At 33.8% G+C, this 14,819-nt stretch carries 14 protein-coding genes; 3 read left to right on the forward strand and 11 right to left on the reverse strand.

Annotation, left to right across the window (positions count from 1 at the left end; translation table 11 throughout):
- Positions 1 to 52 precede the first annotated feature (52 nt).
- The 5 genes from ASE40_RS16620 to ASE40_RS16640 form a co-directional block, all read right to left on the reverse strand.
- Positions 53 to 919 carry an MbnP family protein gene (locus ASE40_RS16620; protein WP_057118254.1) on the reverse strand — a complete coding sequence of 289 codons (867 nt, stop codon included), beginning with the start codon at positions 917 to 919 and terminating at the stop codon, positions 53 to 55.
- Between the two features lie 44 nt (positions 920 to 963).
- Positions 964 to 1,341, reverse strand: coding sequence for a hypothetical protein (locus tag ASE40_RS16625; RefSeq protein ID WP_057118255.1), 378 nt, complete (start codon positions 1,339 to 1,341; stop codon positions 964 to 966).
- 5 nt (positions 1,342 to 1,346) lie between these two features.
- On the reverse strand, positions 1,347 to 3,326 hold the full coding sequence (locus tag ASE40_RS16630) for a TonB-dependent receptor plug domain-containing protein (protein WP_057118256.1): 1,980 nt from the start codon (positions 3,324 to 3,326) through the stop codon (positions 1,347 to 1,349).
- 4 nt (positions 3,327 to 3,330) lie between these two features.
- Positions 3,331 to 4,254, reverse strand: a complete 924-nt coding sequence (locus ASE40_RS16635) for a hypothetical protein (protein WP_057118257.1) — start codon at positions 4,252 to 4,254, stop codon at positions 3,331 to 3,333.
- 318 nt (positions 4,255 to 4,572) lie between these two features.
- On the reverse strand, positions 4,573 to 4,941 hold the full coding sequence (locus tag ASE40_RS16640; RefSeq protein WP_057118258.1) for a hypothetical protein: 369 nt from the start codon (positions 4,939 to 4,941) through the stop codon (positions 4,573 to 4,575).
- A gap of 238 nt (positions 4,942 to 5,179) precedes the next feature.
- On the opposite strand from ASE40_RS16640, the gene ASE40_RS16645 reads away from it, so the two are divergent.
- Positions 5,180 to 5,389, forward strand: a complete 210-nt coding sequence (locus tag ASE40_RS16645) for a hypothetical protein (protein WP_057118259.1) — start codon at positions 5,180 to 5,182, stop codon at positions 5,387 to 5,389.
- A gap of 27 nt (positions 5,390 to 5,416) precedes the next feature.
- Here ASE40_RS16645 and ASE40_RS16650 read toward each other — a convergent pair whose 3' ends face one another.
- Positions 5,417 to 5,884 carry a response regulator gene (locus ASE40_RS16650; protein ID WP_057119811.1) on the reverse strand — a complete coding sequence of 156 codons (468 nt, stop codon included), beginning with the start codon at positions 5,882 to 5,884 and terminating at the stop codon, positions 5,417 to 5,419.
- Between the two features lie 10 nt (positions 5,885 to 5,894).
- Positions 5,895 to 8,960, reverse strand: a complete 3,066-nt coding sequence (locus tag ASE40_RS16655; protein WP_082586825.1) for a PAS domain-containing sensor histidine kinase — start codon at positions 8,958 to 8,960, stop codon at positions 5,895 to 5,897.
- Between the two features lie 329 nt (positions 8,961 to 9,289).
- Between ASE40_RS16655 and ASE40_RS16660 the strand changes: the two genes are divergently transcribed.
- Together ASE40_RS16660 and ASE40_RS16665 are read left to right on the forward strand one after the other, a co-directional pair.
- Complete coding sequence (locus tag ASE40_RS16660; protein ID WP_057118260.1) at positions 9,290 to 10,147, forward strand: helix-turn-helix domain-containing protein; 858 nt, start codon at positions 9,290 to 9,292, stop codon at positions 10,145 to 10,147.
- A 109-nt stretch (positions 10,148 to 10,256) separates the two neighbouring features.
- Positions 10,257 to 10,757 (forward strand): hypothetical protein, encoded by a 501-nt coding sequence (locus ASE40_RS16665; protein ID WP_057118261.1) that lies wholly within the window; start codon positions 10,257 to 10,259, stop codon positions 10,755 to 10,757.
- Positions 10,758 to 10,857: 100 nt separating this feature from the next.
- Here ASE40_RS16665 and ASE40_RS16670 read toward each other — a convergent pair whose 3' ends face one another.
- The 4 genes from ASE40_RS16670 to ASE40_RS16685 are packed head-to-tail and all read right to left on the reverse strand — an operon-like array spanning position 10,858 to position 14,668.
- Complete coding sequence (locus tag ASE40_RS16670; RefSeq protein ID WP_057118262.1) at positions 10,858 to 11,613, reverse strand: LytR/AlgR family response regulator transcription factor; 756 nt, start codon at positions 11,611 to 11,613, stop codon at positions 10,858 to 10,860.
- Positions 11,614 to 11,623: 10 nt separating this feature from the next.
- Complete coding sequence (locus tag ASE40_RS16675) at positions 11,624 to 12,718, reverse strand: sensor histidine kinase (RefSeq protein WP_057118263.1); 1,095 nt, start codon at positions 12,716 to 12,718, stop codon at positions 11,624 to 11,626.
- 35 nt (positions 12,719 to 12,753) lie between these two features.
- Positions 12,754 to 13,800 carry a beta-ketoacyl-ACP synthase III gene (locus tag ASE40_RS16680; RefSeq protein ID WP_057118264.1) on the reverse strand — a complete coding sequence of 349 codons (1,047 nt, stop codon included), beginning with the start codon at positions 13,798 to 13,800 and terminating at the stop codon, positions 12,754 to 12,756.
- Between the two features lie 34 nt (positions 13,801 to 13,834).
- Complete coding sequence (locus ASE40_RS16685; RefSeq protein ID WP_057118265.1) at positions 13,835 to 14,668, reverse strand: universal stress protein; 834 nt, start codon at positions 14,666 to 14,668, stop codon at positions 13,835 to 13,837.
- Positions 14,669 to 14,819 lie beyond the last annotated feature (151 nt).

A 14,819-nucleotide genomic window follows, 5' to 3' on the forward strand; every position in this document is an offset into this window, starting at 1 on the left:
TTTAAAACAGAACCGCCAATTCTTAAATTAAGACGGTTCTGAAAATATGATTTTAGTTTTCTACACCTGTTACAGAAAACATTCCTGTAATATCGCTTGAGCCATTTCCTCCGAAATTATCAACAAATTTTACCATTTGAGCTGCTGTATGAATATTTGGAGTTGCGTTATCGGCATCTCCAGTTCCTGTGGATAGCGTAATTGTATTTGTTTTTCCACTTAGCATTTTATCAAAATCAGCTTTAATTTTGATTTTCGGAGCTTTGCTTCCAACAACTGCATTTGTTGTCAAGTTTAATGTAATATCTCTATAAGCATTTACACCTTGCGTATAACTGCCTGCAGTTCCCTGTACAGTGCTTCCGGTGTGAATAGACATTGTTTTATTATCAGTATCATAAAAGCCTTCTACTTTTGTAAAACGGTAGCCGCTTCCCCACTCCCACATCATTGCGGTATCGTTAGCGCCAGCTGCAGCATAGAAATTTGGAAATCTTGCTTGGTCTAAAGTGTTTTGCTCTGGTTTAATACCCAAACCAAATTTAATCTGCTTATAAGTTGCAGATGGCACATTACTCAAAACATAACTTAATGTCGCCGTTTTTGATTGATCGATAACTGTTGCGCCTTTATCCAAATCATTTACATTGTATGGAACTTCATCTCCGTTATCTTTTACAAGACGGATATTACTAATTACATATTTTAATTCTGAAAAATGATGTACCTGCCCAGCCGCAGAAGTATTTGTCGTTGCAGAAGTTGAAGCCGCAGCACCTAAAACAATAGTCGTATTCTTAAATGTATTATTGAATTCTAACGTTACATTGTTTGCAACAGGATTATCATCATCACTTGAACACGATACAAATGCCAATGAAGCGATTGATAGTAATAAGTATTTTTTAAAATTTTGCATTTTCTTTTAATTTAATTTTTGTATTTCTATTTTTATTAATGAGATTAGGTAATACCAAATAAAATAGGTGGCGGTACAAAAATTTCGAGACAAGGTTCTAACAAACCCAATTCTTTATAAATTAATATTTTACTAGAATTTATAATTTTTAGAACTGGAACTGTAAATTCGAAATTAGATATTAAAGTGATATCGATTTTCTTACCGATACTCGTAAGTTCCAAATCGTTGTTATCTGATTTTTCTAATTCTTTCTTTAAATGACATTTACCATGGCATTGCAGTTCTGGTTTGGCTTTGTTGACACAAAACTCTTGCTCTATGTTCTTCTGATTCAGTTTAAAGTGTACAATAATCAATGCCTGCTGGAAAGAAACCAGCAGAAACAGCATTGTCATTGTGAAACTAAAAACTTTTTTCATTTTTATTAGAAATTGAATTTTAAAGAGGTGAAAACATTACGTCCCATTCTCGGAATATTTCCCCAGTCTGCATAAGTGCTGTAATATTCATTTAATAAATTTTCTGCTCCAACCTGCACAACGCTTTTTACTTTATTGATTTTAAAAGAATAATCGGCAGAAATATTCCATATTGTGTAAGCAGATGTCAAGTCCTCCCCATATTCTGGGCTGTAATTAATTTGCTCGAAATCACCATTTACAGAAGTTTGAATTCCGAAATTTTTATGCATAAAATGAAGCGAAGTCTGATAACTCAACGGACGAATAAAAGGCAGATTTCCTCCTTTGTCATCCATTCCGCGTGCATAAGTCAGCGTTCCTTTCCAATGCAGATGCGGTAAAATATCATAACTGGCATTCATAGACATATTCAAAAGCGTTGCATAATCTAGAGAGGTATAACCTTTTACTCCAACGGACTGATAATTCATCGGACTTCCCATGCTTAAAATTCTTCCAATGATGTAATTTTCAATGTAGAAGTAATTTATTTTTCCTTGAATACTTAACCTTTCGTTTTTAAAACCTGCACTTGCATTTCCTTCGTATGAAATCTCATTTTTCAAATTAGGATTTCCGATATAATCGTAACGATCAAAACTATTATAGATATAGTAACCGTAACCTTCAGAAACAGAAGGCGCTCGATGTCCGTAACCTGTTCCTACAGAAAAATTAAAATGATCAACATCCAGATTATAACCTGCATGTAAACTTGGCAGAAATCTTGTTTTTTCCTGAGGTGCTCCAGGATGAAAAATCCAGTTGAACTCTACATATTTGGAATAATTGTAATTTACGCCTAAAGAACCTCCTAAATTTACCTGGCTTTTCTCTGAAAGATCCCAAGAATTATTCATCGAAAGTCCTGCATATCGCGTCGTTACCCACGGCCAGCTGTAAGCAAACATGGTTCTTTTGCTTCGATCCTGCGGATACATTCGCATTTCTGCAATTGACAAATTATTGTAAGCATTCAACTGTATTTCAGAAGAATAACTACCTTTTTTTGCATTTGCTTTAGAAACCAGACCATAAGTCGTGCTCCATCCCGGCATATCCATATGAACTAGATTTTCGGGACGAGTGGTATCGTCCATATAATGCTCGATTGCGTTGAAATAAATCTTTGTATCTACAACTTTTATTAAACCTTCTTCAAATAATTGCTTATAAGAAGCCGATGTGATAAGAGCACGCGAAAGCGATAAATCCATTGGCAGCGCTGGATATCCAACATCTTTTGCCATATCAAAAATCGCATCCAATCTTACTGAGGATAAATCAGTTGTTTTATAAGCAAAACCTAATGAGGTGTTGAATTTTTTATATTGTGAATGTTTGACTTCATCATTATTTCCATCATAATAATCATCAGCTTTTCGATAAGAGATGCTTCCTTCTGCCACAAACTTTTCTCCAGAATAAGCTACATTTCCAAGATTAAAAAACTGTTTGTTATTAAATTCGAATCCGCTTTGGTAGACTCCATTCCACTTTTTAGCGAGACCAAAAGGAGTGCTTTTTCTTTTTAAATCGATACTTCCCGCAACAGTTGCACCGTGTAGGCTTCCTTCCTGCCCTGATTTTATGTCAATGGTAGAAAGATTATTACTCTCTACATAAGACGTTATTGGGTCCATTTTATCCGTACAAGCTCCAAAAACGTGCATTCCGTCAATTGTAACGGTAGAACGTTCGGAACTCATATTATTGAGCAGCGGTTCCCACGCGTAAGCACCGCGTTTTATAAAACTAATATTATCTGATGATGACAAAAATTCGTCAACTGAAACCGCCATTTTCATTTCGGTCTCGATTTTCTTTTTGGCTGCGTTTTTTACTTGTACTTCTTCTAAGTTTTTTATGCTGTCGTGATGAACGTGCACATTTTGAGCAGTTACAGACATTCCTAAAAAAAGTAACATTACTATATATTTCATGTTTTTAAAATAATGTATCAATATAAAGTTCACTTTTCACACCTTCAACTCCAGGCGTAAAATCTGTTGGAACGACAGTTCCTTTTATGATCAACCCATTTTGATTCATCATTATTAAATTCAAAGTCCAGTTTCCCGTCATCGTATAATTCACAACTCCGTGATACAAACCGTCATTTTGCTGTGTCAAATCCTGATTATTGGGCGAAGAATGATTTCCCATTGAAGGCTCTGGCATTCTTGGATCTAATTTTAAAGTATAACCACTCACTTCTGAATAAGAAAATTGCGAAGGATCTGGAAAAGTTCCACCTGCATTAGCTGGTTTATTGTATTTGTAAATACCTGCAACTAATTTATTTTCAGAAACGGTAGGTTTTTGCGGCGAAATTAATGCAATCACATATTGCTCGTCATCTTTTCCTGTAAAGCTGGTCATATTGAGGTTTTTATTGCTTTGCTTTTCAACCGAAATGTCTTTAGTCACTTCATATTTCTGATTATCGGCAATAAAACTCACATACAGTTTCCAGCTGTTTGTTGTGGCGCTTTCATTTGTAAATACAGAATATCCAGCGAAATATTTATTAGCCATATCGTATTGCAGATTATACTCATGCGGACATGACGTTTTGCTTCCATCTGTATTACTCATGATGGGTAAAAAAGTTACTTCAGATGCGCTTACATTTTGATTGGTCTGCGTATTTGTAATTTTCAAATGAAGTTCATTATACCCTTTATAAAATGTCCCGTTTAAAGCTTCAATACTTATCTTATAAAGACCGCTTGTAAATGAAACCGCTTCTTTAAACTCATAATATTCTGGAACTTGAGACCCTATTTCAGCTTCGTAATCTGTTTTATCGATTGTACAGGAGGTAATTACACACAATAGTGCAATGACTAAAAATTTAAAAGATTTCATTGTAATGAATGTTAGAAAACTGTTTAAAACACAGCATAAAGCAGTCAGATTTCGAAAATCAAAAAAGCGAAAGTGCTGTGAAGTTTGAATGTGTTTTTTAATTGAAATAATACATTTCAGGGTATATTTATTCAATTATTGAATAGAGATCAATGATTTCTGTAGAAAATAATATTTGCAGATGTACGTGTTCGTTAAAAACTCAATTGTAAAATTCATATCATATGAAAAATACTACCACAAGTGTTTTATATCATTAAATATGAATAATGATATAATTTCTAAACAAAATTAAAACTGAAATATTGATATAAATAACTAGACTGGAGGGTGAAAAGTAAGATTAGAAGCCGAAATTGGTTTCTTTTCGAATAAAGTAGAAGTATTTTCTTTTGATTCAATAACGGGAACAATGTCAAAGCTAATTTCTGGAGTGCTTTGAACGTAAATTAGCTCTAATTTGTCTTTTAGGCTGTCCTGCATTTTTCTTTCGTTATCAGAGTATTTTTTGATGCTTTTTTGAAGTTCGCATCGGCCATTACAACTATTAAATGCCAGTTTACGTTGTACACAAATTGTTTTAGCTATTTCTTTCTGATTGATTTTAAATGAAGCATATACGAACAAGCTGCCAAATGATGGCGATAAGATTAAAATCGAAAGTGCTATTATAATTACCCTTTTCAACTGCTTGTTGTTCTATTTTGGCAACAAAAATACATACTATTTTGTATTTATTTTAACTAAAAGTGTTTTTTATAATCTAAATTAATTTTGAGGATAAAAATAGTGCGATTCAGTTTACATAAAACTATTGATTAAAAGAAGGTTATGTGATAATTTGATAACAAATTACAATTATTATGTAACTAATTCGTCTAAGGTCTTTTTACTTTTGACATACTTAACTTAATATTTTACAGCCATGGAAACTCCCGTAATCAACAATAGTAAAAGAAACTTTATATGCACTACAATTCTGTCTAAAGGAGACAATGACGAATTGGTATTCACAAGATCTTATCGCGGAGATTGGGGACATTGGGATGATAAAATTGAAACTACTACCCAATCTGATATCGAATTAGATAATACTGAATTAGACACAGCAGCTAGTGAACAGCAAATGAGCTAATTATATTTTGTACGGAAATATTAAAATTTACAAATTATTATCGTCACAATTAAAAACATGTTTAAAACCATTTTCTTGTAGAGTTACAACTACATCTTTAAGTCCATTATCAATATTTGAGGTAATGGAACGGAGAACGTGTTTTAAATCACTAAAACTATTTGGTTTGACAAAATAACAAACTGCACCTAATTTTGATGCGGTCTCAAGATCATTTTTATGGGATGAAGTTGAGATCATGATAACGTGTATGTCTTTATAACGGCTATCTGATTTTAAGTGCATAAGACAATCCCATCCATTCATTATTGGCATGTTTAAGTCTAGAAAAATGACACTTGGAAGTTCTTTCAGTCCGTCCAGTATTCTCAAAGCATCGCTGCCATTCACAGCGCAATGACATATTATACTTTCATCGATATCTGCTAATGCTTCACAGAACATTTCTGTGTCATCCATATCGTCATCAGCCAGTAAAATTATTTTTTGATCCATTTCTTTAATATTAAATATCATTCTCATTTTGCTCAAATGGCAATGTAATAACAAATACAGCTCCTTTACCTACAGTACCATCAGCACTAATTGTGCCGCCATGGCGTTCTGCAATTTTTTTACAAAGTGACAGTCCTAAACCTGTACCTTCGTAGCTGTCTTTAGAATTTAAACGGGTAAATGTCTCAAATATTCTTTCGGCTTGACTCTCATCAAACCCTATTCCGTTGTCCTCTAGTGTAATTACAACCCAATTTTTATCTAATTTAATAATTTTTTCTGAAGAAATTTTTATTTCTGGGGGCGTACCTTCTTTTGCAAATTTAATAGAATTATTGATGAGATTGTAAAAAAGCTGATAAAGTAAAACCAATGCTCCTTCTAAAACTGGAAGATTGTCATGATAGATTTTTCCGCCTGTTCTCTGCAGTGAAACTTCTAAATCTGTTTCGATATTTTTTATAACTTCATTTAAATCTACTAATGCCGTTTTCTGTGAATCTGCATTGATTTTAGAATATGCTAATACACCATCGATCATATTAAACATACGCTCTGCCGCTACATTAATTCTGCTAATATATTTAGACGCAGGCTCATCTAACTGATCTTGTAAATGATCTTCAAGTCGGCCCACAAATGTCTTAATTTTTCTAACTGGTTCCTTTAAATCGTGCGAAGCGACATGGGCAAACTGCTGTAAATCTTCGTTAGAACGCTGTAATTCCTTGGTGCGGTCTGCTACTAAAAATTCTAATTTTTCTGTGATTGTCTTTTGTTCATGAATATCGGTACAAGTACCAAACCATTTACTAATGACTCCAGTTTTTTCTTTAATTGGAACAGCTTTACTTAAAAACCATCGATATTCTCCGGTGTTCCCATTTTTCAATCGGAATTCTGTTTGATAAAAACTCCCCGATTGAACACTTTGATACCAATTCTCGAGAACAAATGTCACATCATCTGGATGTATTTTTGGCACCCAGCTTAGATCTCCATATTCATCTACTTCAAAACCAGTGTATTCATACCAGCGTCTATTGTAATAATCTATATAACCATCTGGATTACCAGTCCAGATAATTTGAGGAACAAGATCTGCAAGCTGCCTGAATTTCTCTTCACTTTCTTTGATAACCTGTTGCAGCTCTTTTTGCGAAGTAATATCACTCGCAGCACCAAACCACTCAATTATATTATTTTGATCGTCTAATATTGGAACTACTCTCGAAAACGTCCAGCCTACAGTACCATCTGGCGCAATAGTTCTATGTTCAAGTTCGAATATACTTTTCTCCGCAATAGATTTAGCGATAAGGTTCATTACCTTTTCACGATCATTTTGATGAATAAAATGTTCTAACCATTTTGATACAGGTTCTTCAGAATCAGAAAGAGAACCTCCTCCATCAAGACTTCGCATGATTCTCCAATCGGCATCTATTTGATATACTACATTTGAGGCTGCATTTACTAAAGCTCGAAAACGGCTTTCGCTTTCTTCCATTTTTTGTCTGGCTGTAACTTGCTGTGTAACATCTATTGCAACCTGGATCATTCCTGTTATCTGCCCATTTTCCAGCAAAGGACGATATGCTAAATTATAATAGTATTTTCCTAATTGACCAGTGCGGTTATGCACAACAAGCACTTCACTTTGATCAAAAGGGATTCCTTTAAAATACACATTTTTAACCTGTTCCCACACGTATTGTCCCTCAAGCTCAGGAAGAACGGCAATTAATGGCATACCAATAATTTCGTATCCGCGACCAATTAGTTCAAGCATGTGTTTATTAATCTGCTCAATAACCAAATCGTCTCCTTTTAATACTAATGTTGGAGATGGGGTCTGATCGATCATAGATTTTAATCTGCTTTCGCTGTCTTCTAGTTTTCTTCTGGAAAGTACTTGCTCTGTTACGTCCAATGCAACATGTAAAACCGCCGAATTCCCATCTGAATCTTTAATACAATCATAAGAAAAATTGAAATATCGACGTTCCAGAATACCATCTATTACTAAATCTACAGGCTGCTCTTCTCCACGAAAAGGAACTCCTGTTTTTTGAACATTAATAACAGTTTGAAGTGCTGGCTGTCCTAAAAGTTCTGGTAAGGCATCAATCATTTTTTTTCCGAGTACCTCATCTGGATTGGTTTTGTTCATGAATTTGAGCATCGGCTTATTAATTGTTTCAATAATAACTTCCTCTCCTCTAGACAGTAACATTGCTATTGGCGACTGCTCAATCATATGGCGAAACCTATTTTCGCTTTGCTGACGTTTTTCTTCTGCCTGTTTTATTTCCGTTATATCTCTGGTTGTTCCTGCAATGGCTTCAACTTCGCCTTTTTCGTTAAAAACTGGGGCAAAAATATAGTCATAAATACGCTTTCCTAGTTCTGCATGAGGAAAAGACACTGTTCCTCGAATGGATCTTTTTTCAGCGGCTACAAAATCAATTTCCCTTTCGTGCATCAAGGCATGCCATTCTTCATAACCATTTTCTCTTAAACCCAGACCAATAGAATCTTCTGCAGATTTCCCCCACATTGTCAATAAAGCTTTATTGGCATAAGTAAATTTATAGTTGAGATCAAAAACATATACCAAATCTGGTGTATTATTTATAACAGAATCGTATAGACGTTTTTGTTTCTCAGCAGCAGTAAGTGCATTATTTAAGGCTATTTCTGCCTGTCTTTTTTCTGTAATATCCTCTGTGGTAACTACAAGTAACTCCCCTTGTTTTGTGGCAGTAAATTTAAACCAGTGTATGGTTTCATCACTTTCGTACCACTGCTCAAAACTGGCAGTCAGGCCGGTTTCGGCTGTTTCGATAAACTTTTGAAAAATATCGCTTCTGTTTACGTTAGGAAAAATTTCGCTGTAATTTTTATCTTGATAGCCAGAATCTTCAATCCAGTTAAACATATAAGTATTGAGTAAAACAATTGAAAAATCTTTTACTCGGCCTTCATCATTATACAAAGACTTTAGAACTACAATACCATTTGGCACAGAGTTAAAAACGGTTTGAAAAAGCTCTAAATTATGTATTAACTCCATTGCTGCTTGTAATGTCTAGACGTTTCGTTTAGAACTTTATAGGTTATCGATTTAAGGTATGTTTATGCTATAAGTTATTAAAATATTTGGCAGTACTTCAAAATCTAAACAATTCAAAATTATAATGATTTCGGTTATAGATTATAATCTGCCAGCTTCCTTAATCAAATATAAGAAAAAGCGACATTTTATACTAAAATTTTATTAAATAATAATTTTCTTTATTCCTTCATTTTAGTAGTCAATTCTGACCAGATTTTAGTGCCATTCTAATCAAATCATTAATTATATTTGAATGCAAAGTAAAATCCCGGCAAAGCTTCATAGAAATGAGCAAAATCAGCACTTATTCACTCGAACATCATAAAAGTTTGTTTACACACGAAATTAATCCAAAAGACTATTTCTATGTGCAGATTCAAGATCATCCTTATATAGATGTTCCCTATCGTGCAGAAAGTTACGCAATTGAATTTCTTAAGAAAGGGAGCATTATAATGCAGACCCGACTGGATAAAATTGTTATTGAAGCGCCTGCAATGCTTGCGATTGGTCCAAATGTTATTAGAAGTTTTACCAAAAACAGCGAAGAAATTTTAATGGATATTATATTTTTTAAACCTGAGTTTTTTCTCGAAAGCCAGAGTAATATCTTCTTTCTTTCTCAATTTGATTTTTTCGAAAACAGCGATATGCATGTATTTCCTTTGGAGAAAAAAACAAAACCAAAATTCGAAAAGCTTTTTAATTTAATTAAAGAAACAGTCAGCTTCGAACATTTTCATCAAGCTTCTATTTTGAGAAGTTATTTGTACATTCTCATATTTGAACTGGATACTATAAAAAAAGCTTTTTCCAATAAAGAAATCCAAAATCCTTTGTTCGAAAAGTTTAAAGAGCTTGTAGCGAAAGATTTTACAAAACATCGATCTCCCACATATTATGCAGATCATTTAAATGTGACTCGAAAATATCTTTCTGAAGTAATTAAAAACAACAGTGGTAAAACGACACGCGAATGGATTGATAATATGGTAATTCTCGAAGCTAAAGTTTTACTTCATAATAAATCATTAACCATTAATCAAATAAGTGATACTTTAAACTTTTCCAATCAATCTGTTTTTGGAAAATTCTTTAAAACCCAAACTGGAATTTCTCCCTTAGAATACCGAATCAACAATTAGATTCAAACTGACTTTCTGACCAACATATCAGACTTTTAAACCTTTATTTATAAAACAAATTATAGCAGTTTTGCTAAATAACAATTCAAGTATATAAATAAAAGAAATCATGTCTAAAAAAGCGCAATTTGTAGTTATCATAATGGAAACGGCTTCTTGGATGGAAAGCCAGGCTCAAAAGTTTTATGCTGCTTTATTTCCATCAGATGAAGAAGGAGAAAGATTCGCTGCTAAAAACCTTTCTATTTCAGAACTTTTTAAAGTTCAAAATGATTTTAATATTGAAGTTTTGATGGTGTATGAAAATGAAAATCCATCATCTTTCCTACAATTAAACTCTTCCAGGATTTTTAATGAAAGTATCAAAGCAGAAAAACCAATTTGTGTGGAATATATTATTTATTCAAACCCAGAAGAAATTCTACTACTTACAGATCGCGCAGAAGTAATTGCAAAACAAAGAAAAAACGATTTAATCTGGGTAAAACTATTTGAATTTGATGTTGTTCTAAAAGAAACTTTAGAATCTAATGGGTATGAAAAATTTGATTTCGAGGAAAATGAAACCACTTCCAAACAAATCTATCTAAAAAAAGCTATCCCAAACTAAAGAGTTAAATTCATAAACCTTTGAACCTTTGCCGCTCTGCCTCTTTGAACCTCAGAACCTCAGAATCTTAGAACCTTAGTCCCTCAGAACCTTAAAAAAATCACCTATCCATCCACTGCTTAAAAAAAGGTGTTTTTTCCCTGCTGATAATTACTTCGCGTTCTGGATCTAATTTCAATTGAATTTTAAGTTTGGAATTGAAATAATTGGCAATAGAATAAATGCTTTCTGCACGAATAAAAACCTTTCTGTTGGCCCTAAAAAAGATATTCGGATCTAATTCATGTTCCAATTCTTCCATGGTCTGCGGAATAGCAATTACTACTCCCGATTTTAGAAACAAATTACTCGTTTTAAACTCAGAATACACAAAATCAATATCCGAAACATCTACGCTTTTATAGCCGTCACGATAAGTCACCAAAAAGCGTAATCTGTATTTGGGTTTGTGAATCAGCTCTTTTATGATTCCGGCAATATTAGGAACGCCAATTTCTTTTTGGGCTAAAGATTTGAATTTGCTTAAAGCATATTCCAGTTCGCTTTTTTCAATTGGTTTCATCAAATAATCTATGCTGTTTACCTTAAAAGCTCGAATGGCATATTCATCATAAGCCGTCGTAAAAATAACTGGACAAGTAATGTTGATTTCTTCAAAAATAGAAAAGCTTAATCCGTCTGCCAATCGAATATCCATAGTAATTATATCTGGAGCAGGATTTGATTTGAGCCAAGCCACAGTATCTACAACCGTATCGATGATTCCTAGAATTTCACAATTGGGTTCCAATTCCTCGAGCAGTCTTTTTAAACGGTTGGCGTTTATACTTTCATCTTCTACAATTAAAATCTTCATATTCCTTCCTCTAAATTAATGGCAGACGTGCATAATAATTTCCGTTAGACTCGCAAAAATCTGGCATTCGGTCAAATAATATTTTATACCGAAATTCTATGTTTTTATTTCCAATTTTGGTAGAAGTCAGGCTTTTTCCAGCAGTTCGCTGCAAGTTATTTCGAACTATAATATCTTTCAAATCGGAATATACCAAAATTGTAAGCGGACAAGCTAAAGTCGCCATATTATGTTTTACAGCATTTTCAACCAGTAATTGCAAAGTCAAAGGTGGTAAATGAAGTCCCATACAAGATTGATCAACCTGTATTTTTAAATCGATTTTTTCTCCAAGTCTTTTCTTCAAAAGATAAAAATAGGCGTTTAAAAACTCTATTTCTTCTTTTACACTTATGGTATCTTTATTCAAGTTAGAAATCATGTAACGATAAACCCTTGTAATATTTTCTAAAAAAGAGGCGGCTTCGTCTTGATTTTCATAAATTAACTCCGTCAGCGTACTGAAATTATTGAAGATAAAATGCGGATCTAACTGCAATTTTAAAGATTCGAGTTCAGATCTCGTAACCGCTTCCTGCAGCTCCGATGCTTTAATTTTTAATTCGGCTGTTTCTTCAGAGTTTAAACGCCATCTGTTCAGTAAAAATATTCCCGTATGAATGGCACTTATAAAAAGAGAAATAATAGCTGCCATAATTTTTGACTGCCAAATGATAACCAATTCATTTTCTTCAAAATCTATTCGCGGATATAGATAATCCCACAGGCAGAAAAAAAGATAATTTAAAAGAATATTCCCGGCAATTAGACATATAAATTGTGCTATTGCCCTAAAAGCAGGGTTTTGGTCCCAGCGTATATAATAATTTAATCTTCTGCCGACAAAAAGCGTAAGCTCGGTAAGTATCGCGCAATACAGCAGAATAATGAAAATATCGAAAGTCTGATCTAAGTCCAGCAAACCTTGATCTTCAAAATTTCTATAAGGATTTAAAAAGTAATAGGAAGACAAATACACTAAAAAAACAGCTGGAATTACTATAATTCTGTAGTATTTATAGAAAAAATTCTTTCCTGATTTTTTATTTTGTTTTTGTCTTCCCATTAAATATAACTTTTCGAGCAGATGCTGTTATTGCATTAATGCTCCACTAAAACATTCTCGTTTACAGTTACTGTCTTAATAGTTTTAACGGCTTTCTTTTCGCGCATAACACCCCATTTTAAACAAGTTGCTCCCCACGAAAATCCTGCGCCAAATGTAGTAATCAATAAGTTCTGACCTGGTTTAAAGTCTTCTTTAAAATCCCATAAACACAACGGAACTGTTGCAGATGTTGTGTTTCCGTAACGGTGAATATTCACTTTTACTTTTTCAGAATCGATATTAAGGCTTTCGCTTACTGCGTTTATGATTCTTAAATTAGCTTGATGCGGAATTACCCAGTCAATTTGTTCTGCGTGTAATTCATTTTTAGCCAAAGCATCTTGCGAAACCTGACTCATAGAGGCAACTGCTTTCTTAAAAACAAAAGCACCTTCTTGTTTTAAATAATTGGTTCTGTGCAAAAGGCTCTGCATTGAAGTTGGATTTCTAGATCCTCCTGAAGGCACTAATAATGAAGATGTTCCGCTTCCGTCTGTCTTCAAAATAGTTTTCATTAATCCGTTATCCGATTCTGTTTTTTCTAACAAAACTGCTCCTGCTCCATCACCAAAAAGAATACACGTATTTCTGTCTTCATAATCTACGATCGAGCTCATTTTATCTGCTCCAACGACAATTATTTTAGAATAACGTCCGCTTTCGATCATATTTGCTCCCATTTCCAGCGCATATAAAAAGCCGCTGCAAGCCGCATTCATGTCAAATCCGAAAGCATTTGCAAGACCGCTTTTTTCGCACACAATACTAGCAGTTGGTGCCAAAATATGATCGGGAGTTGCTGTTGCCACAAGCAAAGCTTCAACCTCTAGACGGTCTACATTATAATTTTCTAAAAGGTTCTCAATTGCAGCACTGGCAAGGTCTGAGGTTGCCGTATTACAATCTGCAATTCTACGTTCTTTTATTCCAGTTCGTTTTTCGATCCATTCTTCTGATGTATCAACGGTTTCTGAAATTTTTTTATTGGTTAGGATTGATGATGGTACAAAACCACCTATAGCTGTTATAACTGCATTCATTTGTTTGGAATTTTTAACGGGTACAAAAATAACACTAATAATTCGGAAACGATAATAATGGGATGTCTAATCCTGCTGCCATTATTCTGGTTTTACTTTTATGAACCAGAGAATCCCAAAAACCATATTTTTGGGGTACCATAACTAAAATATCAGCTTCATAACTTTTAATTTCTTTCTTTATCTCATTAATCACAGCATTTGAGCGGACTGTTTTATAGAGATATTTCACTTCTTCAAACTCTTTTTCGAGCGTTGAGTTTAATAAAATTCTATTCTGTTCTTCTTTAAGGGCATCCAATTTCTCATCAACACTGAAAAATTCAATTTCAGCCCCAAGATTTCCGATTACTCTTTTCATCCAGCTGAACTTTTTAATAGCCGAAAAACCTAAAGCATCGCACGCGTAAAGTACTCTTTGTACATTTTCAAAGCGAGCTTTTTCTGGAACTGCTAAAACTGGAATATTTAAATTCTTAATGATTGATGTTGTGGTATTTCCTAGCAATTCCTGCTCAAAAGAACGTTCTGCCATTCCCATTACTACTAAACTGGCTTCAGTTTGAGAAATTATAGATGGAAGTTCGTCTTCTAAAAAGGAGAAATTACAGATCGAATTCACCTCGATTTTAAACAGATCGGCAATTTCTTTCCCTAAAGTTTCAAGTCTCGAAGTAGCTTTCTCGATTTGTTTCTGCATGGCGTCTGCAGTTATGTGCGAATTAGCGCTGTGCACGCTCAAGGAAAACGAATTAAATAGAACTAATTTTGCCCCAGTAGCTTTTGCAAGTCCCGCAGCATAATTAACCGCATTATTTGCTATAGCCGAAAAGTTGGTAGCAGCTATTATAGTAAGTGGTGGAATCATAAAATTGGATTAAAGTATTTGTTCTGCAAAATTGCCCAATTAAACGCTTCACTATTTTTTTTACTCACCGAAGAATCATTTTTCAATACCCAACCGTAAATTTTCGTTTCTGAAAATATGGGTTTCAAATGTTATAAGCGTATATTATTGG

The organism is Flavobacterium sp. Root935, from assembly GCF_001429295.1.
Lineage (GTDB): Bacteria > Bacteroidota > Bacteroidia > Flavobacteriales > Flavobacteriaceae > Flavobacterium.

Excerpts from the sequence above, each read along its gene's own strand:
- ASE40_RS16620 (WP_057118254.1), bottom strand. The coding sequence starts at position 919 with ATGCAAAATTTTAAAAAATACTTATTACTATCAATCGCTTCATTGGCA.
- ASE40_RS16625 (WP_057118255.1), bottom strand. The coding sequence starts at position 1,341 with ATGAAAAAAGTTTTTAGTTTCACAATGACAATGCTGTTTCTGCTGGTT.
- ASE40_RS16630 (WP_057118256.1), bottom strand. The coding sequence starts at position 3,326 with ATGAAATATATAGTAATGTTACTTTTTTTAGGAATGTCTGTAACTGCT.
- ASE40_RS16635 (WP_057118257.1), bottom strand. The coding sequence starts at position 4,254 with ATGAAATCTTTTAAATTTTTAGTCATTGCACTATTGTGTGTAATTACC.
- ASE40_RS16645 (WP_057118259.1), top strand. The coding sequence starts at position 5,180 with ATGGAAACTCCCGTAATCAACAATAGTAAAAGAAACTTTATATGCACT.
- ASE40_RS16650 (WP_057119811.1), bottom strand. The coding sequence starts at position 5,884 with ATGGATCAAAAAATAATTTTACTGGCTGATGACGATATGGATGACACA.
- ASE40_RS16655 (WP_082586825.1), bottom strand. The coding sequence starts at position 8,960 with ATGGAGTTAATACATAATTTAGAGCTTTTTCAAACCGTTTTTAACTCT.
- ASE40_RS16660 (WP_057118260.1), top strand. The coding sequence starts at position 9,290 with ATGAGCAAAATCAGCACTTATTCACTCGAACATCATAAAAGTTTGTTT.
- ASE40_RS16665 (WP_057118261.1), top strand. The coding sequence starts at position 10,257 with ATGTCTAAAAAAGCGCAATTTGTAGTTATCATAATGGAAACGGCTTCT.
- ASE40_RS16670 (WP_057118262.1), bottom strand. The coding sequence starts at position 11,613 with ATGAAGATTTTAATTGTAGAAGATGAAAGTATAAACGCCAACCGTTTA.
- ASE40_RS16675 (WP_057118263.1), bottom strand. The coding sequence starts at position 12,718 with ATGGGAAGACAAAAACAAAATAAAAAATCAGGAAAGAATTTTTTCTAT.
- ASE40_RS16680 (WP_057118264.1), bottom strand. The coding sequence starts at position 13,800 with ATGAATGCAGTTATAACAGCTATAGGTGGTTTTGTACCATCATCAATC.
- ASE40_RS16685 (WP_057118265.1), bottom strand. The coding sequence starts at position 14,668 with ATGATTCCACCACTTACTATAATAGCTGCTACCAACTTTTCGGCTATA.